The 23,478-nt window shown below is 62.0% G+C and carries 24 protein-coding genes; 10 read left to right on the top strand and 14 right to left on the bottom strand.

Going from position 1 to position 23,478, the window contains the following annotated elements; genetic code table 11:
• Window positions 1-87 precede the first annotated feature (87 nt).
• The gene (locus C662_RS16015; RefSeq protein ID WP_002931412.1) at window positions 88-1,443 is read right to left on the bottom strand and encodes a DUF3987 domain-containing protein; all 1,356 of its coding nucleotides are present in this window, start codon (window positions 1,441-1,443) and stop codon (window positions 88-90) included.
• A gap of 225 nt (window positions 1,444-1,668) precedes the next feature.
• Between C662_RS16015 and C662_RS20675 the strand changes: the two genes are divergently transcribed.
• The 3 genes from C662_RS20675 (at window position 1,669) to C662_RS16005 (ending at window position 3,594) form a co-directional block, all read left to right on the top strand.
• Window positions 1,669-1,872 carry an IS4 family transposase gene (locus C662_RS20675; protein WP_002931410.1) on the top strand — a complete coding sequence of 68 codons (204 nt, stop codon included), beginning with the start codon at window positions 1,669-1,671 and terminating at the stop codon, window positions 1,870-1,872.
• A 73-nt stretch (window positions 1,873-1,945) separates the two neighbouring features.
• Window positions 1,946-2,383 carry a hypothetical protein gene (locus C662_RS20360; RefSeq protein WP_002931408.1) on the top strand — a complete coding sequence of 146 codons (438 nt, stop codon included), beginning with the start codon at window positions 1,946-1,948 and terminating at the stop codon, window positions 2,381-2,383.
• Window positions 2,384-2,463: 80 nt separating this feature from the next.
• Window positions 2,464-3,594 carry an ISAs1-like element ISTha2 family transposase gene (locus C662_RS16005; protein WP_083485707.1) on the top strand — a complete coding sequence of 377 codons (1,131 nt, stop codon included), beginning with the start codon at window positions 2,464-2,466 and terminating at the stop codon, window positions 3,592-3,594.
• Window positions 3,595-3,958: 364 nt separating this feature from the next.
• Here the strand turns inward: C662_RS16005 and C662_RS20355 are convergent, their stop codons facing one another.
• From C662_RS20355 to istA, 4 genes are all read right to left on the bottom strand, one after another.
• Window positions 3,959-4,699 (bottom strand): hypothetical protein, encoded by a 741-nt coding sequence (locus C662_RS20355; RefSeq protein WP_002931406.1) that lies wholly within the window; start codon window positions 4,697-4,699, stop codon window positions 3,959-3,961.
• Window positions 4,696-5,451, bottom strand: a complete 756-nt coding sequence (locus C662_RS15995; RefSeq protein ID WP_157354579.1) for a hypothetical protein — start codon at window positions 5,449-5,451, stop codon at window positions 4,696-4,698. The genes C662_RS20355 and C662_RS15995 overlap by 4 nt, the downstream gene beginning before the upstream one ends.
• A 183-nt stretch (window positions 5,452-5,634) precedes the next feature.
• The gene (gene istB / locus C662_RS15990; protein WP_002931395.1) at window positions 5,635-6,432 is read right to left on the bottom strand and encodes an IS21-like element helper ATPase IstB; all 798 of its coding nucleotides are present in this window, start codon (window positions 6,430-6,432) and stop codon (window positions 5,635-5,637) included.
• Complete coding sequence (gene istA / locus C662_RS15985; RefSeq protein ID WP_157354577.1) at window positions 6,425-7,915, bottom strand: IS21 family transposase; 1,491 nt, start codon at window positions 7,913-7,915, stop codon at window positions 6,425-6,427. The genes istB and istA overlap by 8 nt, the downstream gene beginning before the upstream one ends.
• Window positions 7,916-7,929: 14 nt before the next feature.
• Between istA and C662_RS20755 the strand changes: the two genes are divergently transcribed.
• From C662_RS20755 to C662_RS15965, 5 genes are all read left to right on the top strand, one after another.
• Entirely contained in the window at window positions 7,930-8,208 is a 279-nt protein-coding gene (locus tag C662_RS20755) for an ArsB/NhaD family transporter (RefSeq protein WP_443080876.1), read from the top strand.
• Between the two features lie 162 nt (window positions 8,209-8,370).
• Window positions 8,371-11,337: a Tn3 family transposase gene (locus C662_RS15980; RefSeq protein WP_002931392.1), complete on the top strand. Its 2,967-nt coding sequence runs from the start codon at window positions 8,371-8,373 to the stop codon at window positions 11,335-11,337.
• A gap of 33 nt (window positions 11,338-11,370) precedes the next feature.
• Window positions 11,371-12,078, top strand: a complete 708-nt coding sequence (locus tag C662_RS15975; protein ID WP_002931391.1) for a cation transporting ATPase C-terminal domain-containing protein — start codon at window positions 11,371-11,373, stop codon at window positions 12,076-12,078.
• Between the two features lie 75 nt (window positions 12,079-12,153).
• Window positions 12,154-12,639, top strand: a complete 486-nt coding sequence (locus tag C662_RS15970) for a phosphate-starvation-inducible PsiE family protein (protein WP_002931390.1) — start codon at window positions 12,154-12,156, stop codon at window positions 12,637-12,639.
• Between the two features lie 3 nt (window positions 12,640-12,642).
• Window positions 12,643-13,533, top strand: coding sequence for a mechanosensitive ion channel family protein (locus tag C662_RS15965; protein ID WP_002931388.1), 891 nt, complete (start codon window positions 12,643-12,645; stop codon window positions 13,531-13,533).
• On the opposite strand, the gene C662_RS15960 is transcribed toward C662_RS15965, so the two are convergent.
• The 4 genes from C662_RS15960 to hpf form a co-directional block, all read right to left on the bottom strand.
• Window positions 13,530-14,405 carry a universal stress protein gene (locus C662_RS15960; RefSeq protein ID WP_031347445.1) on the bottom strand — a complete coding sequence of 292 codons (876 nt, stop codon included), beginning with the start codon at window positions 14,403-14,405 and terminating at the stop codon, window positions 13,530-13,532. The genes C662_RS15965 and C662_RS15960 overlap by 4 nt on opposite strands.
• 70 nt (window positions 14,406-14,475) lie before the next feature.
• On the bottom strand, window positions 14,476-14,784 hold the full coding sequence (locus C662_RS15955; RefSeq protein WP_002931382.1) for a P-II family nitrogen regulator: 309 nt from the start codon (window positions 14,782-14,784) through the stop codon (window positions 14,476-14,478).
• A gap of 76 nt (window positions 14,785-14,860) precedes the next feature.
• Window positions 14,861-15,481 carry a hypothetical protein gene (locus tag C662_RS15950; RefSeq protein WP_002931380.1) on the bottom strand — a complete coding sequence of 207 codons (621 nt, stop codon included), beginning with the start codon at window positions 15,479-15,481 and terminating at the stop codon, window positions 14,861-14,863.
• Window positions 15,482-15,497: 16 nt separating this feature from the next.
• Entirely contained in the window at window positions 15,498-15,857 is a 360-nt protein-coding gene (gene hpf, locus C662_RS20080) for a ribosome hibernation-promoting factor, HPF/YfiA family (protein WP_075146744.1), read from the bottom strand.
• A gap of 33 nt (window positions 15,858-15,890) precedes the next feature.
• Here hpf and nhaR point away from each other — a divergent pair, with 33 nt between their 5' ends.
• Window positions 15,891-16,877, top strand: a complete 987-nt coding sequence (gene nhaR, locus C662_RS15940) for a transcriptional activator NhaR (RefSeq protein WP_232433295.1) — start codon at window positions 15,891-15,893, stop codon at window positions 16,875-16,877.
• Window positions 16,878-17,146: 269 nt separating this feature from the next.
• Here the strand turns inward: nhaR and dmeF are convergent, their stop codons facing one another.
• From dmeF to C662_RS15915, 5 genes are all read right to left on the bottom strand, one after another.
• Complete coding sequence (gene dmeF, locus C662_RS15935) at window positions 17,147-18,139, bottom strand: CDF family Co(II)/Ni(II) efflux transporter DmeF (protein WP_002931376.1); 993 nt, start codon at window positions 18,137-18,139, stop codon at window positions 17,147-17,149.
• An 8-nt stretch (window positions 18,140-18,147) separates the two neighbouring features.
• Entirely contained in the window at window positions 18,148-18,426 is a 279-nt protein-coding gene (locus C662_RS15930) for a metal/formaldehyde-sensitive transcriptional repressor (protein WP_002931374.1), read from the bottom strand.
• Between the two features lie 113 nt (window positions 18,427-18,539).
• A complete protein-coding gene (locus tag C662_RS15925; RefSeq protein ID WP_002931371.1) occupies window positions 18,540-19,790 on the bottom strand; it encodes an MFS transporter in 1,251 nt (416 codons plus the stop codon).
• A 39-nt stretch (window positions 19,791-19,829) separates the two neighbouring features.
• Window positions 19,830-21,176 carry a chromate efflux transporter gene (gene chrA / locus C662_RS15920; protein WP_002931370.1) on the bottom strand — a complete coding sequence of 449 codons (1,347 nt, stop codon included), beginning with the start codon at window positions 21,174-21,176 and terminating at the stop codon, window positions 19,830-19,832.
• The gene (locus C662_RS15915) at window positions 21,173-22,117 is read right to left on the bottom strand and encodes a chromate resistance protein ChrB domain-containing protein (RefSeq protein WP_002931369.1); all 945 of its coding nucleotides are present in this window, start codon (window positions 22,115-22,117) and stop codon (window positions 21,173-21,175) included. The genes chrA and C662_RS15915 overlap by 4 nt, the downstream gene beginning before the upstream one ends.
• A gap of 57 nt (window positions 22,118-22,174) precedes the next feature.
• On the opposite strand from C662_RS15915, the gene C662_RS20670 reads away from it, so the two are divergent.
• Window positions 22,175-22,546: a HupE/UreJ family protein gene (locus C662_RS20670; RefSeq protein WP_269745236.1), complete on the top strand. Its 372-nt coding sequence runs from the start codon at window positions 22,175-22,177 to the stop codon at window positions 22,544-22,546.
• Window positions 22,547-23,478 lie beyond the last annotated feature (932 nt).

The raw sequence follows: 23,478 nt of genomic DNA, 5'->3' as shown, positions 1-23,478 counted from the left end.
CCTGGCGGCGATGGCGCGCGTGGAGGTGACCCTGGCGCGGCAGCCAAGACGAATCCTGGCCAGGGTGCGGTTTCGCGGTTTCGCGGTTCAGTGTGCAAGGCTGTAGTAAATCGTCGGGCGACCACCTGCAGGGCCTGAATGTGAGTTCTCCCGTTTAAGTGTTCCGTTTTGAACAAACCGATCGAGGACGTGCTCGACCGTTTGCCGATCAGTCAGTCGAGACCAGCTGGCGCGCAGGATGTCACGTACGCTGAACGTGCCTTGCAACTGCCCTGATGAGAGTCGCTGGATGAGTGCTAATCCCGCTTCTTCGATGCGGGAGTCGCTAAGATAAGTCATTGACCGTGTCACCTGTCGCTTGAAGAACGCAGCCTGTCGGATGGCGCGAGCTAATGATTGGTGGCTTACGGGGGAGAGTACGGTCGGGACTCCTGGGGAGAACACCGAGATGAGGTGGTCAACCAGAGCAAGCGCTGGGACTAGGCGCTCGTATTTGGTTAGGAAAGACGCCAGCACCTGATCAGTAGCCGCTGATTCGGCGTTTTCGATCCACCATGTTTTGTAGAGCTGGTATGCATCGTCTGCGAACGTAATTGACGGGATAGCGGTGCCATCACTTTTGCATAACTGGCGGTAGTCAGCTGTTGCGAGCCGGTAAAGCAGCTCTTCGACGAATGTCTTTGCCTCCTCGTCCTCCCGCTGGTCGGAAAACTCGCGCTTTCTTGGCAAGGGAAAAACGAGCAGCTGGAAACGCTGTGCCAGTCCGTCCTCAAGAGCCGTTATGCCCAGCTGTCTGGCGAGTTGGGCGGGCTGAATGGTGCCCATCACAGCGAGGCTAAGGTTTTGGATCGCGGTAGTACCTCGCATGATACGGTCGGACGTATAAGGCGAAGTCCCGTTCCACGCTTCCAGGAAAAATTGACGTTCCGACCTGCGGCTGGGGTTCTGCCAGGTCTCAAAAACTGCAGCGAGCTCGTCTCTCACATAGAGAAGACCGCCCGGATTGTCACGCAAGATCTCGCCCAGTTTCTCGGCGGTCGCGTCATTAGCTATCAGACGAGGAGGAGGCGTGACCGACGAGGCTTTCTGAATTCGGGCCTCGACTCGTCGCAACAAATTCAGTGGCTGCGACATCGCCGGCGATTTCATGCTGCTCGGCTCGCCGACGAGCAGCGCCCAGAGGTTCGGCGTCACTAGCCACGAGTCGAATAGTTTCGGACGAATGCCACATCGGCTGCAGATCGCAGCGCCGACTACGCAGAGGGTGCTAGCGATGAGAAATTCAGGCGGTGCGGACAAGCGCTCCGAGACGTCGGCACAGTATCCCTTCAAATGGTCATGGAGAATGTCCAGCACGTTGGTGTCGTCCGGGTCCAGCGTCTGGGATGCCCTGGCCAAGTGGATAGGTTGATCGGTTGAGGCTTCAACAAGAGGGTGTTGCATGGTAGTGCTCCATAGGTGATGAGGCTCTGTATAGGCACCGTTTGAGCACTAACAAAAAATATTTTCGAACCTGAGGCCTTGCGTGCGCACGAAACCGCGAAACCGCGAAACCCCTTTTCAGGGCGGGGAGCCTTGAAATTTCGCTTGGAGAGAGCAGGGGAGGATGTCCGGAAGGAGAGCAAAGAGGTTGGCAGATTGTGCCGAGAGCTTGCTCATGCGCGAGGAATGGCAGGCAGCGTGGATGTGGCGCGCCAGAAGATGCCGGACAAGACGCCGCCGCTGCGCCAGGCGCTGCACTTGATTGCCAGGCTTGGCGGCTTCATAGGGCGAAAGGGCGATGGCGAACCTGAGGTGAAGTCACTGTGGATAAGGCTTCAGCGCGTGGCGGCCTGCGTGCAGGGCATGCGCTTCCAGCAAAAATGTGGGTAATGGAACGCAGTAAACGTGAGGTGGTTGCTATACGAGATGTACCCGATTGGGGTATTTCGAATAGGACAAATATATGTACGACACTCTCACTTTTCCGACTGTTGCGAGCGATGTTTTCCAGTGCGACTCGTTACGTGTAAGCGTTGATGCGACTTTTGCTTGCGTCGTCGTTGAGCATTCTGCTGGGCGTGACGTCTTTCGATTTGATGAGCCGACGCGCAGCTTCGTTTTCGTGTGTGCATCCATTGCTGATGATGCCCTGCAGGATGATTGGCCGGCGATGTGTGACGTAAGCGGAGTGCTCTGTGACCTCGCGCCCTGGCTCATCGATGAAATCGCGGCTGTAAAGAAGGCCTGGACGGAGTTTTTTGACGGCGGCCGTGAATTACCCGTCCTGACTCGATCGGAGAGGCAATCATTACGAAGAGGGCGTTTGCGTCTTGTCGCCGGCATAGACCCGTTAATCGGTATCAGGGCAATCGCACCGACTTCGCATAAGCAAATGCAATAACGCTTTTACTTTCATGACCTTGCGAGACTCCTGTTCACATTGTCATAAGTTGTGTAGTTTCCTACCTTTTTGGGTATCCCATGAAGGCAGGAAACGTCATGCCGCTGACGCAGGTGTTCGTCTCGATTTCCGACCCGCGCAGCGCGCGGCATGCGCGCCACGTCCTGGCCGAGTTGCTGACGGTGGCGGTGTGCGCGGTGCTCTCGGGTGTCGACGACTTCGTCGACATCGAGTTGTGGGCCGAGGCCAAGATCGACTGGTTGCGAGGCTTCATGAAGCTTGAGCATGGCATCCCGTCTCACGACACGATCGGACGCGTGTTCGGCCTGATCGCGCCCGACGAGTTCGAGTCCGCGTTCCGGCGCTGGGTGGGCATGGTGGTGCCGGCGCTGGCCGGGGATACGGTCGTGGCGATCGACGGCAAGACGAGCCGGCGCTCGGGCGGCAAGAGCAAGACTGACGCCAGTCCGTTGCACCTGGTGAGCGCGTTTGCGGCCGGCATGGGCGTCGTGCTGGGCCAGACGGCGACCGCCGAGAAGTCGAACGAGATCACCGCGATTCCCGAACTGCTTGCCAAGTTGGCGATCGAGGGCTGCGTGGTGACGATCGACGCGATGGGCACCCAGACAAAGATCGCCCGCACGATCCGCGAGCGCGGCGCGCATTACGTGCTGTGTGTGAAGGAGAACCATCCGAACCTGCACGATTCGATCCTGTTTGCCGACATCGATCCGCGAGGGCCGCTGACGCCGAGCTCGACCCATGAGACCACGATCAAGGACCACGGTCGCATCGAGATCCGCCGATGCCGCGCCTACGCCGCGATCGATCGCCTCTACAAGTCCGAGGACTGGCAGGATCTGGCAAGCTTCGCGGTGGTCGAGCGCATTCGCACCGTGGGCGATCACACCAGCACCGAGCGCGTCTTCTACATCAGCAGCCTGCCCGCCGACGCCGAGCGCATCGCTCGGGCCGTACGCAGTCACTGGGAGGTGGAGAATCGGCTTCACTGGTGTCTGGACGTGCAGTTCAACGAGGATCAGTCACGGGTGCGCAGCGGCTATGCCGCCAACAACCTGGCCATCGTTCGCCACATTGTGATGAACCTGCTGCGGCTCAACACGACGCGCAAGGCGAGCATCAAGTCCAAGCGCATGCTGGCGGCGACTATCGACGAATTTCGTGCCGAGTTGCTTGGGGTTATGACATGAAGGTGCGATTGCCCTGTAATCGGTATGTCAGGGTTCCCGGTGGTGCAGGAGCGTCCGATTAGAAGTGAGCTTCAGGCCATTTGATTAGGATTTTTGCCGACCGCCTTGCAGCGGTCGGCGTTTTTTCGAAAGTTTCACCCGATTGCAAGACATGTAGGCTCGGTCAACTTCATTGACCGTGAACTGTCAGATCTTGCACGGAGCAGGAGACGCTTCGTAGGGGTAGATCAAGCAGCCGTGTCACCAGCCGCCATTTCGATCACGCGTCGGGCGTTCACATCCAAGTTTTTCCGGTCTGGATGAGGCCGACTGACGTTTTGGATGGCACGTGACATACGAGTGCTGTGACTTTTGCAGGGGCGACTCAACACCCGGATCGGACGGCGCGCATCGACCCCTGCCATGTATTCGTCATGTCAGCTTTGACGCTGCGGACGCGACGGCACCTGGCCCCGACCCGGCAGTCGATGGAAATGGAAGCAGGCGTCAACGCTGACCAATCGCCGAAACGATCCGAGCCGCGCAGACCGTGATACCACTCCATCAGTTCGCCATAGCTTCGCCAGTTGAAACGGGCCGTGCCGGTAATACGAACCGTGTCTGCAGGGTTGTCGACGACATCTGTGACATAGTCGAACGCCTCGGACAGCCGATGGAACTGACCCGGGCCGGGTCGTAGGGCGAAGTACCCATCCAAGCTCTCCTTGTCGGCAATGAGCAGATCGCCACCGAATGCCTCATCGAGCTTGGATTGGACCGCGCGCCGCCTTTCCGACATCGCGGACTGAGGGTTGTCAATCAGCGCAGGGATGTCGCCGAGCGCTGCACGCGCCCTTGCATCGCGGCACAAGCTCAATGGCAGGAGCAGGCCAACATGAGGCACGACTCCCGGACGGTCACCCCCCGTCCGCGCGCCTACGGTGAAGAGGCCGGGTGTTTCTTCCGTGAATCGTGCGCGCAGATCCCTTGACGACGCACCGCACTGCGAGATGTAGAGGCAAGGCAACAGCCCATCAAGGCGTCCGAGCAGTTGACCGCAGTTGCGCTGAATCTCACGAGAACGCGAGGCCCCCGGTGCGTCGCTTTTGCTCCAGGCCAATTTCATGATTGATCTCCCTTCGTATGGACGATCTGACCAACGGTCACCCAGGCGTCCAGGTAATAGAGCTTGACGGCGACTTGTGAACCCACGGCCACTTGAAGCGCCTGTGCGATCTCGACTGCTTCCTCTTCGTGGCGCTCCCACCATTGATCGCAGCCTTTGTCGGGCGGCGTCACGGTGTCGTCGAAGTCCCGTTGCCAGGCAGCAATCCGACGCACGAGCGGGAAGGGCAAATCCAATAAGTCGTAACCGATCATCTTGCCTTCTTCATTCCAGAGTCCGCTGCTGCCGTAATCGTTACTCAGACGGATCTCCCTCAACTGCTGTGTGAAGGCAAGCCTTTTCGAGCGCCTTGCAGCCACCCGTGCGGGTACGCCCCTTGCCTTCAAGGACACATCAAGATTCCCCAGTTGCCCTCGATCGACATGGAGATACTTGGTGCCGACGCCAAGTTCGAGCGCCAGCCAGAGCAAGTCCTCAGTCCCCTCCGAAAACTGCTGGTCAAAGCTATGACCAAGCGTCTGCTCGTTGGCAATCACGTAAAGCTCGTCCGCCAGCGCAAGGATCTCGATGGGTTTCTCGAGTGTGTGCTCGTAAAGGTAGCGCACCGTCCAGTCGCAGCAGTTTCGGGTCGCCCGCCTGACCCAGTCGTCCGTTGCCAACTCTTTCGGTGCGACTATGACCGCACGCGAACCAATCGTTTGCTCAAGCAATGACTGAGCTACGTCGCGCGCCTCTCGTGCTGCAAACAGCACTGTCAGCGTGTCGGCGCGCGTCTAAAACTACCCAGCGGTGCGCGTTGAATTTTACCCAGGCACTTTAGCTGCTCGTCATGGAGCAGCCGATGTTCAGTGTAGTCGAGTTGCTGACCGCGAGTGTGTGCAGAGAAGCCCGCGAAGGGCGTAGCCCGAAGCGGGCTTCTCTGCGCGGGCGCCGCATCAGAACGGTTCGTCCTCGGTAAGGGTGCCGCGCTTGGATTGCTCACGGTCCTTGATCCGCGACCGCGCGCTGGCCGAGCTCTGACGGAAGCGATAGGACTCGTTGCCCGTCTCGACGATGTGGCAGTGATGGGTCAGCCGGTCGAGCAGTGCCGTCGTCATCTTCGCGTCGCCGAACACGCTCGCCCATTCGCCGAAGCTCAGGTTGGTCGTGATCATCACGCTGGTGTGCTCGTACAGCTTCGAGAGCAGGTGAAACAGCAGCGCTCCGCCGCTCTGGCTGAACGGCAGGTAGCCCAGCTCATCGAGAATCACCAGGTCCATGCGCAGCAGCGAGAAGGCGAGCTTGCCGGCTTTGCCGGCCGCCTTCTCCTGCTCGAGCAGATTGACCAGATCAACGGTCGAGTAAAATCGCACCCGCTTGCTGTGCCGGGTGATCCCGGAGACGCCCAGCGCCGTGGCCAGGTGCGATTTGCCAGTGCCGGTGCCGCCGATGAACACGACGTTGTGGGCCGGCGCAGTGAAGTCGAGCGTGGCGAGTTCCTGAATCAGCGCCCGCTCCACCTTCGACTGCTCGAAGTCAAACCCGGCCAAGTCCCGATGCACCGGGAACCGGGCCGCCTGCAGTTGATAGCGGATCGAGCGCAGGTGACGGTCGGTATGCTCGGCCTCGAGCAAGTGCTCGAGTAGCCAACCCGAACTCTGACACCCGAGCTCACTCGTGGACACCAGTTCCGCCCAGGCGTCGGCCATCCCGTACAGGCGCAGGGCTTTCAGTTCGGCAAGCACATCACGCATGGCTCACCTCCGCACGCAGCCGGTCGTAACGCTGCGGGTCTGCCACCGGTGTTTCGCTCAGGGTCAGTACCGTGTCGACGGTCGGCGTGGCAGGAGCTGACTTCAGGCGGTTGAGCACATTCTCGATGTGCTCAGGGCTGGGGCGGCCCGCTTCGAGCGCCAACTCCACCGCCACGATCACCGCCCCCAGGCCATGCTGAGGCACGGCGGCGAGCACTTTCGCCATGACCCGATCTCCGCCTTCGCGCTTGAGCAGCAGTGCGCGCAGCGTCTGCAGTGGCGCGGGCATGTCGGCGAAGGGTGCGCCGTTCCTGAGCGCACCGGGTTTGCGCTCGATCAGCGGCAGATAGTGCTGCCAGTCGTAGCGCGCTTCGTTGCGCGTGAAGCTGCGCACGTGACGGGCCACGACGGTGTCGTGCGCGACGAGCTCGATCTGCTCGGGATACACCCGGATGCCGACCATCTGCCCCACCAACTCGCACGGCGCTGAATAGCGGCAGCGCTCGAACGTGACCAGGCAGGTGCTCGACACCTTGCCGAGGGTCTCCACGTAGCCGTCGAAGGGCGTGATCATCGGCATGAGACTTGGCTGCTCCTGCTCGAGCATCTCCGCCAGGCTGAGGTCGTACTCCGGATGCTTGAGCTGCTGCCACAGGCTGCGACACTTCGCCAGCAACCACAGTTTCAGCTCGGTGAAGGAACCAAAGCGCGTCTCGGCCGCCTCCTGCCAGATCCGCCGCCGGCTATCCTGCACGTTCTTCTCGACGACGCCTTTCTCCCAACCGCTGGCGACATTGCAGAAGTCCGGTTCGAACAGGTAGTGCGAGGCCATCGCCGCAAAGCGTGTATTGACCACCCGCGCCTTGCCTTTCTTCACCCGGTCGACGGCGGTCTTCATGTTGTCGTAGATCCCGCGCCGGGCCACGCCACCGAGCGCGGCAAACGCCCGCGCGTGCGCATCGAACAGCATCTCGTGGCTCTGCGTCGGATACGCCTGCACGACAAAGGCACGGCTATAGCACAGCTTCAGGTGCGCCACGAGCACCTTGCGCCACACCCCACCGATGACCAGATGCTCCTCGCTCCAGTCGAACTGGTGCGCCTCTCCCGGCTCGAACTGCAGCGGAACAAAGGCCTTCGCGACCGATGCACCGCCTTCGGCCTTCCAGCGCCGAATGAACTCGGTGACGCGGCTGTAATCGCCGTCGAACCCCTGCGTCTGCAACTGCGCAAACAGCTTCAGCGCCGTGCGCCGGTCCCGTTGCGGTCGCCGCGCATCGGTCTCCAACATCTTGACCAGCTGCCCCGCGTACGGCGCGATCTTGGTGTCGCCGACCTTGCGTCGGTACTTCGGCTCAACACCCTCGGGCGCCTTCAACCACTTGCGGATCGTCTTGCGCGTCAGCCCCGTGCGACGCTCGATCTCCGAAAGCGCGAGCCCTTCACGGTAGTACAACCGTCTGACTTTCCCCAGCAGATTCATGGTGATCATCTCCTCTGTTCCCCGCTCCTCGACGGAAGCGGCGGAGGTTAATCACCTGGGTACTTTTCAGCGCGCAGACCCCGCGAAATCTGGGTAGTTTTCAGTGCGCGTCAACACTGGGGCCAAAGGTCACCCCGATCGGCTCGCTGGCGACGTTGCTTTGGCTGCATGTGCTGGCGCGCAAGGGAATGACAATCACATGGGGGTATTACTTCAAGGTGGGCATTGTGCTAACCGTCCCCGTACTCGCGGCGACCCTGGCAGCGCTGGCACTGCGCCTGAGTCTCACTTGATGCGCGCGGAGCGCTGTTTGCAGACATACAGTATTGGAGTGAAGAAGGGTGAGCGGCTTGGCGTATGGCTATTCTCTTGAGTGCGGTCATCGGGATACCGCTCTATATCGCCTTTTTTAGCGGAACTGGATTTACTCGGCCATAGAAAGAAAAAGAGCATCCATGCCACGCCGTTCGATCCTGTCCGCCGCCGAGCGTGACAACCTGCTGGCATTGCCGGACGCCAAGGAAGAACTGATCCGTCACTACACGTTCAGCGACACCGACCTGTCCATCATCCGGCAGAGGCGCGGTCCGGCCAACCGGCTGGGCTTCGCCGTGCAGCTCTGCTACCTGCGCTTTCCTGGTGTCATCCTTGGCGTCGATGAGCCACCGTTTTCGCCCTTGTTGAAGCTGGTCGCCGACCAGCTCAAGGTCAGCATCGAAAGCTGGGACGAGTACGGCCAGCGGGAACAGACACGGCGCGAGCACCTGGTGGAGCTTCAAACAGTGTTCGGCTTCCAGCCCTTCACCATGAGCCACTATCGGCAGGCCGTTCAGTTGCTGACCGAGCTGGCCATGCAGACCGACAAGGGCGTCGTGCTGGCCAGCGCCTTGATCGAGCACCTGCGGCGGCAGTCGGTCATTCTGCCCTCCCTCAACGCCGTTGAGCGGGCGAGCGCCGAAGCGATCACCCGCGCCAACCGGCGCATCTACGAGGCCTTGGCCGAACCACTGTCGGACGCGCATCGCCGCCGCCTCGACGATTTGCTCAAGCGTCGCGACAACGGCAAAACGACCTGGCTGGCCTGGCTGCGTCAGTCGCCCGTCAAGCCGAACTCGCGGCACATGCTGGAACACATCGAACGCCTCAAGGCATGGCAGGCGCTCGACCTGCCTTCCGGCATCGAGCGGTCGGTACACCAGAACCGCCTGCTCAAGATCGCCCGCGAGGGCGGTCAGATGACGCCCGCGGACCTGGCCAAGTTCGAGGCGCAGCGCCGCTACGCGACCCTGGTGGCGCTCGCCATCGAGGGCATGGCCACCGTCACCGACGAAATCATCGACCTGCATGACCGCATCCTGGGCAAGCTGTTCAACGCCGCCAAGAACAAGCATCAGCAGCAGTTCCAGGCGTCCGGCAAGGCGATCAACGCCAAGGTGCGGCTGTTCGGGCGCATCGGTCAGGCGCTGATCGAGGCCAAGCAAGCAGGCCGCGATCCGTTCGCCGCCATCGAGGCCGTCATGTCCTGGGATGCCTTCGCCGAGAGCGTCACCGAAGCGCAGAAGCTCGCGCAGCCCGAGGACTTCGATTTCTTGCACCGCATCGGCGAGAGCTACGCCACGCTGCGCCGCTACGCGCCGGAATTTCTCGGCGTGCTCAAGCTGCGGGCCGCGCCTGCCGCCAAGGACGTACTCGACGCCATCGAGGTGCTGCGCGGCATGAACAGCGACAACGCCCGCAAGGTGCCTGCCGACGCGCCGACCGACTTCATCAAGCCGCGCTGGCAGAAGCTGGTGATGACCGACGCCGGCATCGACCGGCGTTACTACGAGTTGTGCGCGTTGTCGGAGATGAAGAACGCGCTGCGCTCAGGCGACATCTGGGTGCAAGGCTCCCGCCAGTTCAAGGACTTCGAGGACTACCTGGTGCCGCCCGCGAAATTCGCCAGCCTCAAGCAGGCCAGCGAATTGCCGCTGGCCGTGACCACCGACTGCGACCAGTACCTGAACGACCGGCTGACGCTGCTGGAAACACAGCTTGCCACCGTCAACCGCATGGCGCTGGCCAACGAGCTGCCGGACGCCATCATCACGGAGTCGGGCCTGAAGATCACGCCGCTCGACGCGGCAGTGCCCGATACCGCGCAGGCCCTGATCGACCAGACCGCAATGGTCCTGCCGCACGTCAAGATCACCGAATTGCTGCTGGAGGTGGACGAATGGACGGGCTTCACCCGGCACTTCGCGCACCTGAAATCGGGCGACCTGGCCAAGGACAAGAACCTGCTGCTGACCACGATCCTCGCCGACGCGATCAACCTGGGCCTGACCAAGATGGCAGAGTCCTGCCCCGGCACAACCTACGCCAAGCTGGCCTGGCTGCAAGCCTGGCACATCCGCGACCAAACCTACGGGGCGGCGCTGGCCGAGCTGGTCAACGCGCAGTTCCGGCATCCCTTCGCCGAGCACTGGGGCGACGGCACCACATCATCCTCGGACGGCCAGAACTTCCGCACCGGCAGCAAGGCCGAAAGCACCGGCCACATCAACCCGAAATACGGCAGCAGCCCAGGGCGGACGTTCTACACCCACATTTCTGACCAGTACGCGCCATTCCACACCAAGGTCGTGAACGTCGGCGTGCGCGATTCAACCTACGTGCTCGACGGGCTGCTGTACCACGAATCCGACCTGCGCATCGAGGAGCACTACACCGACACAGCGGGCTTCACCGATCACGTCTTCGCCCTGATGCACCTTTTGGGCTTCCGCTTCGCCCCGCGCATCCGCGACCTGGGCGACACCAAGCTCTACATCCCGAAGGGCGATGCCGCCTATGACGCGCTGAAGCCCATGATCGGCGGCCCGCTCAACATCAAGCACGTCCGCGCCCATTGGGACGAAATTTTGCGGCTGGCCACCTCGATCAAGCAGGGCACGGTGACCGCCTCATTGATGCTGCGGAAACTCGGCAGCTACCCGCGCCAGAACGGCCTGGCCGTGGCTCTGCGTGAGCTGGGCCGCATCGAGCGCACGCTGTTCATCCTGGACTGGCTGCAAAGCGTCGAGCTGCGTCGCCGCGTGCATGCCGGGCTGAACAAAGGCGAGGCGCGCAACGCGCTGGCTCGCGCCGTGTTCTTCAACCGCCTGGGCGAAATCCGTGACCGCAGCTTCGAGCAGCAGCGCTACCGGGCCAGCGGCCTCAACCTGGTGACGGCAGCCATCGTGCTGTGGAACACGGTTTATCTGGAACGGGCCGCGAATGCCCTGCGTGGCCACGGCAAGTCCGTTGATGACTCTCTATTGCAGTATCTGTCGCCGCTGGGTTGGGAGCACATCAACCTGACTGGCGATTACCTCTGGCGCAGCAACGCCAAGATCGGCGCGGGCAAGTTCAGGCCGCTACGGCCGCTGCAACCAGCTTAACGTGCTTTATTTTCCGTTTTCTGAGACGACCCCATGGTGCTCACCGATGACAATTTCGCCACCATCGAAGCTGCTGTAGAAGAGGGCCGCGGCGTATTCGACAACCTGATCAAGTTCATCACCTGGATCTTGCCGACCAACGCCGGTCAGGGACTGGTGATCATCGCTGCGGTGATGGCGGCGCAGCCGCTGCCGGTGCTGCCGGTTCAGGCGCTGTGGATCAACATGACCACGGCCGTGCTACTTGGCCTCACCCTGGCTTTCGAGCCACGGGAGCGGGACATAATGAGTCGCCCGCCAAGGTTGTCCGCGGCACCGATCCTCAACGGCGAATTGATCAAACGCATCCTGCTGGTCGGCCTGCTGCTTCTCGTGGGTAGCTTCGGCCTGTTCGAATGGGCGTTGTATAGCGGGCGCAGCGAGCAGGAGGCGAGGACGATCGCAGTGAACGTCTTCGCGGTCGGGCAATCATTCTATCTGCTCAACTGCCGTTCGCTGCGGTACTCCATGTTCCGTCTCGGGCTGTTCAGTAATCCTTGGATCTGGGCAGGCATCGGGGCGATGATGGCTGTGCAGTTGCTGTTCACCTATACTCCGCTGATGAACAAGCTTTTCCACACGGCGCCGATCGGCTGGATCGACTGGGGGCTGATCGTTGCCGTCGGCCTCGCCATTTATCTGGTGATCGAAGGCGAGAAGGCTTGGAGAAGACGTGGCGCAAGCAGCACGGTAACGCACTGAAACCGGCGGCTCGCGCGGGCCGGCCGAGTAACGGTGCGCACCCCCTTGGAATCAAGTTATTTCACGCAGGCGTAGATGAATACAAGCAACGAGAAGGGCGTTAAGCAAGAGACCATGGGGGGCACGATCCCTTTACTGAACTGGATCATCGGGCGGGTTGCCCGCGTGCTGGCGGTAATCATGGTTCTGGTGATCATCTGGGGAGTCGCCGACGTTCTTTATGTCTTGTATCAGAGGTTGATGTCGCCGCCATTCATGCTGCTCGAGATCAAGGACATACTGGCGACCTTCGGGGCCTTCATGGCGGTTCTGATAGCGATAGAGATCTATCACAACATCATCCTTTACGCCGAGAGTGACAAAAGCCACCACCTTGCGGTGGAGATCGTGCTTGGAACTGCGCTGATGGCGATCTCACGCAAGGTGATCATTCTCGACTTCAACGACGTCGAACCCAGCTATCTCTACGGTACCGCGGCGATCACATTCGCCCTCGCAGTTGGCTACTACCTGATCGTGATCAGACCGAGAAAGCACAAAGTAGTCTGCGGAGAAGGGTGACGCATGCCAATCGATAGCCTCGAGCGCCTCTTCATTGCCATTCCTGGTCAATGGGAGAGGGTGATCGCAACCGTCCTTATGGTTTTGGTGGGCGCCACGCTGACACATCTTTGGGCTCGCTACCTGGCGCGCGGAGAGGTCATCTCCAACGAGAAGCGTCGGGTTCACCTGGTGTGGGTCCGCAACACCATCTGGTTTGTCGTATTGTTCGTGATCATTTCGGTCTGGGCGTCAACGATCGCGGGCTTTGCCTTGTCACTCGCTGCGGTCGCGGGTGCTATGCTGATCGTCAGCAAGGAACTGCTGATGTGTGTGCTCGGCTACCTCTATCTGACACTGGTCCGGCCTTTCAAGGTAGGAGACCTTATTGAATCCAGCCTGTTCAGCGGCCGAGTCGTCGATATCGACATGTTCGCGACCACCTTGGCCGAGTATGGCCATGCAGGGCAAGTCACGGGGAAGGTTGTCGAGTTTCCCAACGGCCTGCTGCTGACCACACCGGTCAAGAATGTATCGCCCACCGGCGAATACGTGCTGCACCTGATGAGGGTTCCCGTTCCGGCTGCGATGGTGTGCGACCTTGTCAGCATCGAAGACACCGCTAGAACGGCTGCAGAACTTGCGACCCGTGAATGGCAGGAGCAGGCTGAAGCGCACTTCCGTAAACTCGCGAACGAGGACTTCATCTCCTACTCGTCAGGCCGGATCAAGGTGCTCTGGGATTTTGTTGATCCTGAGCATCTCATGCTCATCATCCGTATAACCTGCCCGGTCGCAATGCGACTGAAGGTCGAACAGTCGGTGTTCAGAGCGATCTGGCTCGAAGTCAGTCGGCAACGTTCTGATTTAGGGGCAACTGGATGGGCTGCGCCGAGCTTGATGACTGATAACTAGACCACCAGCACGTCGCAGGGGGCGTAATAGGCAAGAAAGCGCGGAACGCTCCCGATCAAGGACTCGCGAATACGGCCTCCCCCGTGTCTGCCAACAACGATCACGTCCGCGCCGAGTGCGCGAGCCGCATCTGGCACGACCGTATTGGGTTTTCCGTGTGAGAGTTCGCTCTCAATGTCGATCCCGACCAGCTCCGGGTCAGCAAGGAGGGCATCGAGGTTGCGCTGGGCAACAAGGAACTCCCTTTCCGCCAGACGCTTGATTTCGGTTTCTGGGAAGCGCTTGTTCCGCAACTTGGCCTCGAATGGCGCAGCGTAGGCATGAAGCAACTTGACCCCGGCGTGCTTCGCCACGATCAAGGCCGCGCGCAACACCGCCTCTGAGCGTGGGCCCAGGTCCACCGCAGCCAATGCACGACGATAGTCTCCTTCGACCGCCCTGCGCGTGACCAGTACCGGACACGAGGCCTTGTTCAGAATGTGCGCTGCTGTACCGCCGAGCAGGAACTGTTGTAACAGACCGCTGCCGTGCGCTCCGATCACCCAAAGGTCTGGGCGAAAGATGTCAGAAGTCTCCGCCAGCACACGACGCGCGGAGCCGGTCAAGATCTCACCGCGAGCACGAGTCGCACCGCAACTTTGCGCCGCTTTGATCTGCGCAGCGAGATTTTCCTCGGCTAGGGCACGCATCCGATCCTGAAGGTCGTGTTCGCCGGCAAAGACGGCGTCAAACGCACTCTGCCGGGGGAACGCGTGGGTCACCAGCAATTCCGCATCCTCGCGTGCTGCGATGATCGCTGCTCGACGCACTGCTTCGTTACCCAGCTCAGAAAAATCGGTTGCTGCGTGGATCCGTTTTATCGCACTCATCATGATCCCCCCCCCATGAATGCTGTTGTCTGGACAACCCCGTCTCCGAACATTCGGTGCCGATGGGGCATGGTCAGAACTTGTCGAGGCGAATGACCTCTACGTCCTGCACGAATGCGACCATCGCGTAGTTGGCATAATAGTGTTTGTGCAGGAACTCGAGCACGCGTTCGGCAAGTTCGCGAGTGCAAATGACTTCGATTCGGATGTTCGCGGTCTCCCCCCAAGCAGCATCACGCACGCCGCGGTTGCCTTTGCCGCGGGCGTCAGAAATGGTGTAGCCACGAACGCCCAAGCGATCTAGCTCGCGCAGCAAGGGCTGTTCAAGCGTCGCTTCGGTGATCACGGTAAACAGAACGCGTTTTTCGGTTGCCAGAATCACAGGTTAGCTCCATCTGGTTGCGCGGCCTGCCGATCACAGGGGGAGCGGCCGGTCGCAATATGTGGTGGCACAAGCTTCAACTCATCCGGGTGTTTCGCTGCGCACCAGGACGTGAGAGGTCTGCGGTGGTCAGTGTTACTCCAATCCTTCCGTCTTCGAGGCGCTCTATCGCGAACTCAATTTTCTCGTCATCCTTCGTGAATACATGCCTTTCCGCTTCCATTGACGCCGAGAGCACCTCTTGAGTGAAACCTTGCCCGACAAAGCCGGTGCGGTAATGATCAAGTACGGACGCATGGACTGCACGGCCTTCGTAGCGCACTGTAATGCGCGCACCTTCGCGTTGCCACTCTGTGCGGACGAGACCGGGAAAGCGGATCACCGGGCCGATATCGCTCCCCGACACGTCAAGCGCTGGTGTAACGGTGGCGCCGGGGATCACCTCACGCAGGGTCTCGCCGATCCGCGGTGACACCTGCTCGACCTGAGCCGTGACCGACCGCGCAAGCTCCGGGGCGGACCCTATCAGTGGCTGTACCGTTCCCCACATCCAGCCCAAGAGCGCGATTCCCGCCCAGATCAGGATGGCGAAGACGATCAATCCCCCGCCGGCGAAGCCCATGAACAACCCGCGTCGCCTTCGGAGCAAGCCGGATGCACCGCTTTGAAGCAGTTCAAGCCAGAGCATCTTTTGCATTATCGATCCCCAATCGTCAGTCAGAATCCCCAACCACGAGCGACTCGCGGTCGCGGCGTGCCACGCCCGCGTGCTCACGTAGCTGGGCGAGCCTGCGGTCCAACAGTCGGCCAATGCGCTCTGATGCGCGGTCAATGGCGACGTAGATGTCATCCTGCACGTCCTCGACGATCAGGTCTGCTGCACCTTTCATTCGTACTTCAATCGCGCAACTCTTGTCTACGCCTCCACGCAAACCATTCACATCTGTGAGGCGTACCGATGTGCGCGATACAACATCTTGGCCGTGATTCAACGCGTACGCCAGACGCCGAGTCACATGCGCGCGCAGCGCTTCGGTCAGGGAGAAGTCTTTGGCATGGATCTGAATGTTCATGAAGCCTCCGTCAGGTAAATTGTCAGAGCAAGTGTGAGGCCTGCAAATAATCGCGACAAGCAGATAAAGATCTGGCTTATCATCGAAAAAATCTACGATCTAGAATATGGCATAAGAGTGCTTAACTACAAACATCTTCATTATTTTCAGTGCGTTGCGCGCGCTGGAAGTGTCGTTCGTGCCGCCGAGCGCTTACATTTGACTCCGCAGACACTTTCCGGGCAGCTTTCGCAGTTCGAGGCGCGTCTCGGGATTACCCTGTTTAATCGGGTTGGGCGCCGCTTAGAACTGACGAAGACGGGGCGTCTCGCCCTGTCTTATGCGGAGGAGATTTTTCAGGCTGGCAGTGAACTCGAAGATTTGCTCAAGGGTGGTGCGGAGGAGCGTTTCATCACCTTTCGGGTGGGTATTTCTGATGTGGTGCCGAAGTTCGCGGCTTACCGCTTCCTGTCTCCGGTGTTGTCGCTGCCGGAGCCAGTCCGACTCGTGTGCGAGGAGGATCGGCTCGATCGCTTGCTGGCCGAGTTGGCGATTCATCGTCTCGATATCGTGCTGGCCGACCGTCCGATGCCTCCGGGAACGGAGATTCGGGGCTTCAGTCACCCGCTCGGTGAGTCGGGGGTCGCCTTCCTCGCCGCACCCGCCCTTGCGGCGGAACTTGCCCCAGGCTTTCCGAAAAGCCTCGATGGCGCGCCTCTGTTGCTTCCGGGGCGGGACAGCGCGCTTCACGTGGCCTTGCCACGCTGGCTCGAGCGGCAAGGGCTTCGCGTTCATGTCGTCGGCGAGTTCGCTGACAGCGCCTTGATGAAGGCCTTTGGAGAGGCTGGTGCAGGGGTTTTCCCTGTGCCTGCTTCCGGCGTCGCCGATGTGATTGAGCACTATGGCCTTGATTACGTCGGCGAGACGGCCGAGATTCGCGAGCGCTTCTTTCTGATCTCCGCCGAACGGCGCCTGTCGCATCCCGCGGCGCGGGCGGTAAGCGAATACGCGCGCTCGGTGTTCCCCCCGGCCGCCCGATGATCCACTTTGGCCAGGGGTCGTGCCTTCGTCCCCAAGCCGCTCGGATTCGTGAAGGCATTTTTCGCGCAGCCCGAAGCTCGGAATGGTGCAGTGCATTGGGCGACGCCAGGATGACGACGGCGCTGCTGGATCGGCCGTGTGGCTCGGAAGGACCTCGACTGCGATCGGGCCCCGTCACTCGCACACGATAGGCCAATGACCATCTGCGGGTTATCGCGCTTACCGTCGCGAAAATTCTCCTGCGGCAGCCAACGGGCAACAGCGCGGGGTCAGCCAGATAGCGGGTCCGCTCGCGAGGGAACGGGTTCGTCGGGATAGAGATGGATCTCGATCGTCGAATGGGCGATTTCCTCGTGCACCGACAAACGGCGCCGCACGCGCTCTGGCGTGAGCGTCGGGTCGCGAGTCACCACCGACAGCGCACACGAATACGACTGCTTGCCGACCCGCCAGACGTGCAGGTCGACGAGCCGGGTATCGCCTGAAGCGCTCGCGCCCTCGACGACGTCACGGATCTCGTCGACCACCGGGTGATCCATCTCGCGGTCGAGCAGCACCTTGCTGGTGGCGATGATCAGGCCTTTGGCCCAGATGGCGACCAGCACCGCACCGACGATCCCCATGGCCGGATCCAGCCATCCCCAGCCGTACATCCAGCCGCCGAGCAGGGCGACGATGGCCAGTATCGAAGTCGCCGCATCGGCGATGACATGAAGATAGGCGGATTTCAGGTTGAGATCGTGATGATCGTCGTGATCATGTGCGTGGTCCTGACCCTGGTCGTGCGAATGACCGTGATCGTGATGGTGCGCCTTGCCGAGAATCAGTGCGCACACCACATTCACCGCCAGCCCGAGGATGGCGACCAGGATCGCCTCGCGGTACTGGATGGGTTGCGGCGAGAAGATGCGCTCTACCGACCCGACCACCATCATCACCGCGACGCCGAGCAGGAAGATGGCGCTTGCGAAGCCGCCCAGGATCTCGATCTTCCAGGTGCCGAACGCGAAGCGTGGATCGGTCGCGTAACGCCGGGCGGCAGCGTAGGCCAGCGCGGAGGCGCCGATCGCGAAGGCGTGCGAACTCATGTGCCAACCATCGGCCAGCAAGGCCATGGAGTTGAACCACCAGCCCGCACCGATCTCGATCACCATCGTCACCGCAGTGATCCACATCACGAGCCACGTACTGCGTTCGGCAGCAGCGTTGCCGTTATCGAAGACGTACTCATGAGTCCAGTTGGACAGGTTCTCCAGATGCATGGCGGTTCTCATTTGATGTAGGTGCGCAGCACGGCGATCAGTTCCTCGGCCCCCAGCATCCGCGCTGCGTCGCTGGTGATCGCGGGGTCGGCGACGTGAGTGCGGACGTGCTCCTCGAGGACTTCCGCCATCAGTCCGTTGATGGCGCCGCGTACCGCAGCAATCTGGTGCAGGATCTCGGCGCACCCCTTCTCGGCCTGGAGCGCGCGCTCGAGCGCCTCCATCTGCCCGCTCATGCGGCGGACCCGCGCGAGCAGCTTCGATTTGTCACGAACGGTATGGCTCATGGCTTTTCGCTAAATACAATAGGGGGGTAGGGAATATCGCAGATGAAAGAGACGCAACCCGTCTGGGGCATGACTGAGCTCGACGCCCGTCGTTCGGTCCGTGCTGCGACAGGCTAGAGAGCTCCTTGGTCGTGTTTGCCCTCGCGGGACGCTGCCTCGGATCGCCGAAACGTACGCCACAGCATCAGGTCATAGGCGATCTTGAGCAGCCCGCAGGCCACCAGCGGTGTCGCAAGCCATCCGGCGTCGAAAAGCGCGCCACCGATCGCCGGGCTCGCCGCAGCCGCGAGACTCCTGGGCACGGCAGTGAAGCTTGCGGCCGCAGCGCGCTCCTGCGGTGTGACGACAGCCATGACGAAGGCCGAGCGCGTCGGCACGTCCATCTGCGACAGGGCGCTGCGCACGAACAGCAGCGCGAGCGCCGTCGGCAGGCTCTCGGCGAAGGCCGCCAGAATCAGGCAGACGCTCGACGGGATGTGGGTGAAGACCATCGTGTTGATCAGGCCGATGTGGCGTGCCACCCAGGGCGCGGCCAGTTGCGAGGCCGCCGAAAGCAGCCCCGCCCAGAAGAAGAACTGGCCAGCGGCGGCGAGCGAAAGCTCGAAGCGCTCGAACAGCCAGAGCGCGAGCAAGGTATTGACGATCAAGCCGCCGGCGAAGGCGTCAACCGAGAACAGTGCCGCCAGCTTAATCACGACGCCGCGCGACGGCCCCAGGGCTGCGGGCGGTCCAGCCTGGTCTTGTCCGGATGAATCCGGCAATGCGCGATACAGGAAGAAGATCGCCACGCCGGCGAGCCCGTAGGCGACGAACATGAGGCGCAGCGCGTCGAGCTGGGATACGCCGGCCGTCGTCAGGACCTCGGGGAAAGCCGTCGCCAGCGACCCCAGCGCCGCACAGCATGCGCCAACGAAGGTGTAGCGTGCGAAGAGGAAGGTGCGCGCCTCGCCCTGCGCCGACGCCGCCAGCCGGGCGTGCTCCAGCGGCAGGAACACGCTGACGTCGCCGGAGCTGGGGTTCATCGTGCCGACGAAGGCAACGATCAGCAGCGGCCAGAATGCACCAATGCCATCCATGCCACCGAGGCCGGCCAGAAGGAGACCGGTCGCCGTCATCAGTCCGGCAGCAGCCAGCAACAAGCGGCGCTGGGTGAAGCGATGGCCCCAGTGCCCGACCGCCAGGGTCGCGAGCGCGGATCCGAGCAAGGTGGCCGAACTGATCAGCCCGACTTCCCACTTGCCGAGCCCGAGCGCGAGCAGATAGACCGGCAGCAGGATGGCGACGAAGCCGTCGGTGAACGCCCGCAGCCCCCGCCCCAGCAGTAACAGGCGCGCCTCGGGCGCGGCGCTGGCGGGGAGCAGCATCACTGTCCGTCCTCCAGCCTTGGGAAGTCGCTGAAGCCGTCAGCGCAGATAGGTGAAGACAAGGCCGATGGCGGCGCAGACGGCAATCACCTTCATGATGTCCTGCTTGTACTTCCACAGCGCGATGAAGGCCGCCAAGGAGATCAGCGCGTAGAACCACTCGAAGCCACCGGCGAACGGCGCGGCTTCGGTCGCCCTCGGCAAGATGACGTGCCAGCCGAAGAACAGGGCCAGGTTGAGCACCACGCCCACCACGGCGGCGGTGATGCCGGTGAGCGGCGCAGTGAACTTCAGGTCGCCGTGGGTGGATTCCACCAGCGGCGCCCCGGCCAGGATGAACACGAAACTGGGCAGGAAGGTGAAGAAGGTGGCGACCGTGGCGCCCGCCATGCCGGCGAGCGCCAGCGCATCCGGCCCGAAGATTTCCTTGGTCCAGGCGCCGACGAAGCCGACGAAGGACACCACCATGATCAGCGGTCCCGGCGTGGTCTCGCCGAGCGCCAGGCCGTCGATCATCTGCGTGCCGGTCAGCCAGCCGTAGGTCTCCACGCCGCCCTGATAGACGTAGGGCAGCACGGCATAGGCGCCGCCGAAGGTCAGCAGCGCCGCCTTGGTGAAGAACTCGCCCATGTCGCGCAGTACGGGATCCTCCAGCATCGCCATGGCCCCGACCCAGAGTGCCAGGGCCGCGATCAGCAGCGTGACGAGGTAGGACCAGCGGAACCGGGTGTGGGCCATCGGCGGGGTGTCGTCGTCGATGAGCGCCGGGCCGTAGTCCTTGTCGCTGGCCCCGTGCCCGCCGCCCACCCGGAACTTGTCCGGCATCACCCGGCCGCCGATGTAGCCCAGGATGCCGGCCACGAGCACGATGTAGGGGAAGGGGACGCCGAAGACAAAGATGGCGACGAAGGACGCTGCCGCCAGCGCCCAAAGCACATTGTTCTTCAATGCCCGCGAGCCGATGCGCCAGGCGGCGAAGACGACGATGGCCACCACCGCCGGCTTGATGCCGTTGAACACCCCCTGCACGAAGGTCAGGTTGCCGAAGGCCAGATAGACGTAGGTGAGCGCCGCGAGGATGAAGAGCGAGGGCAGCACGAACAGGACGCCGGCGACGATGCCGCCCCAGGTGCGATGCAGCAGCCAGCCGATGTAGATGGCGAGCTGCTGCGCCTCGGGACCGGGCAGCAGCATGCAGTAATTGAGCGCATGCAGGAAACGGTGCTCGGAAATCCAGCGCCGTTTTTCCACCAGCTCCTGGTGCATGATCGCGATCTGCCCGGCGGGGCCGCCGAAGCTGATGAAGCCGAGCGTGAGCCAGTAGAGGAAGGCCTCGCGGAAAGAGGGGTGGGCAGGTCGCGCCTGGGTTGGGGGCGAGGTGTTCACGTGGTCTTGTCCTTGTAGTTCTGCAGCAGCCAGTCGAAGATCTCGCACGCACGGCCGAGCAGCACGTCGTCGTCGGGCTCGGATGCCCGCAAGCCGGCGAGCAGCGCTTCGATGCCTGGCGCCTCCGGCACCGGCAGCCCACCGGCGTCCAGGCAATGCACCAGCTCGCCCAGCCGCAGCAGCGCGGGCTCCGCCTCCAGCCCGAAGCTGGCCAGCAAGGTCTCGAATGTGACCCGGGCGCCCACGTGGCTGAACGTCGCGCCGTCGAAATCGAAGCCGAGCCAGTCGGCCTGGCAGTCGCGGGGACTCGCCAGCCAGACGATGCGGGCCTTCGGGTCGATGAAGCGGCGGATGAGCCAGGCCGTGGCCAGCCGGTCCACCCACGGACGTGCGCGCGTGGCCCAGATGCGGCCCTGATAGTCGGCGCGTGCGCGTCTTGGAATGTCGGCCTGGCGGGCAGTCGGTTCGTCGGGAGCCATGCGGCGGATGAGCGCATCGCGCAGATCGTCGAGCAGGCTCAGGGTCTGTCGCTGCGCCTCACCGGGGAAGAAGTCGATGCGTATCACCTGCTCGAAGCGGCGCACGAGCGCTTGGAGCTTGCGCGCGGCGACGGCGCCGTCGAGCGATGCCTGGATCCGCCCGAGGTCCTTGATATCCCCGGCGATGTTGGCGTACTCCTCGCCCCGGTCGAAGAGGGCGCGCAGCGCGTCTTCTCGTGCCTCGTCGCACCCCGACAGACGGTAAATCTCGCCGCTCCCCCCGGCCGCCACCGCTTGCCCGGCCACCTCGTCCAGCACCGCAGCGCTGTCGGCCGAGTCCGGTAGCAGATACACCCCGTCGCGCAGCGTCGCGCAGCCCAAGGCCTTGACCGAACGCCAGACCCGCATACGGTCGGTCGCGGCCTTGGTGGGCAGGCTGACGAAAAGGGCGAGATAGCTCAAAGGCAGACTTCCTGGGCTGAGCGGGGATGCCGTAGCGTCTGAACTGTAACCTGACGTTTGAACTACTACAAAGCGCTGTGTGCGATCCATCCCCGGCGTCCGAACGGGGTTGCGCTCACCCGCTGCTGCACGCTTTCACTGGCGCGCTGCTCTACATGTTCCCTACCGCGCGCGCACGCCCATGGCGTGGCCGAGGGCGACAAGGACTACATCCAGGAGATCTCGTGCACTCACCTGCAGCCCTTCACCGACCTTGGCGCCAAGCACATGGTCACCGGCTACGACCATCTGCTGTTCCTGGCAGGTGTGATCTTCATTCTCTACCAGCTCAAGGGCATCGCGCTCTACGTCAGCCTGTTCGCGGTCGGGCACTCGGTCACCATGGTTTATAGCGTCTGCGCCGGGTTGAACGTCAATGCCTACCCATGACGAACACCACCAGCACGAACTCGACTTCGCCTGGAACAGTAAAGAGCCACATGAACATCGGCACCGCCACGAGGCACTGGCCTACAGGCACCCGCACTTTCCGGACATCCACCACCGGCATTTACATTGATTGAACGAAGCACCAACTTCGCCTCCCGAATACCTCATGCGAGGCGGCGGCTTCACTCGGTTACTTGCCATTCGAACCACGAAGCGCCCAACGGCTGGTGTGGGTCGGGTGGCGACCGACAACTCTTCGAACTCACCGCCGGAAAGCCGACGTTGAAGGTTCGCTTCCCGAAAGCTGCCACTGGCTGGTGAGTCGTTTCGACCCACACCTGCCGTTGACTTCTCCGGGTTTCGGTCGGCGGGTAACGGGACTGAGCAGCCGTCCCCTAAGCACCCAACGATAGCGCCTTGGCGGGAGTGGTCGTTCGGGCCGACGAGATGAATCGCGAGCTATCAGCCACGTTCTGCAGCCTTGTCTAGCACCTCCAGGCGCACATACGCGCAGATGGCGCAATGGCGAGATCCTGCCCCCTACCCGAGTCGATTCTTACCAGCGTCGGATGAAGGGAAATTCCTCGGAGGGCGCGAATTACGCCCTCCGAACTGCGCACCGCTGAGGACGCTCAACCGCCCCCAAGTGCGCGATACAGTTCACTATCGCCTGATGCTTCGCACGCGTCGTCTGACTGAGGCCGAGTTCGCTGCCGAAGATCTGACGCTCGGCGTCGATGACCTCGAAGTAGCTGAAACTGTCTCTCGAGTGCCCAAGCGCTGGCGGCGGTGACAGGCCGGTCGTGGCCGTTATGAACAGCTATCCATAACGGTCATGTTAAGACCAACGCTCGTCGTTCCGGCAGCTGACCGCACAAAGGTGGCGCCGCCATGCATTCGCGCGATCGCAGCTACGATCGCCAAGCCGAGCC

It is taken from the genome of Thauera sp. 28, assembly GCF_000310145.2.
In the GTDB taxonomy this organism is placed as follows: domain Bacteria; phylum Pseudomonadota; class Gammaproteobacteria; order Burkholderiales; family Rhodocyclaceae; genus Thauera; species Thauera mechernichensis.
Note: the sequence above shows the minus strand (reverse complement) of the source record. Positions and strands in the feature narration are given on the sequence as shown.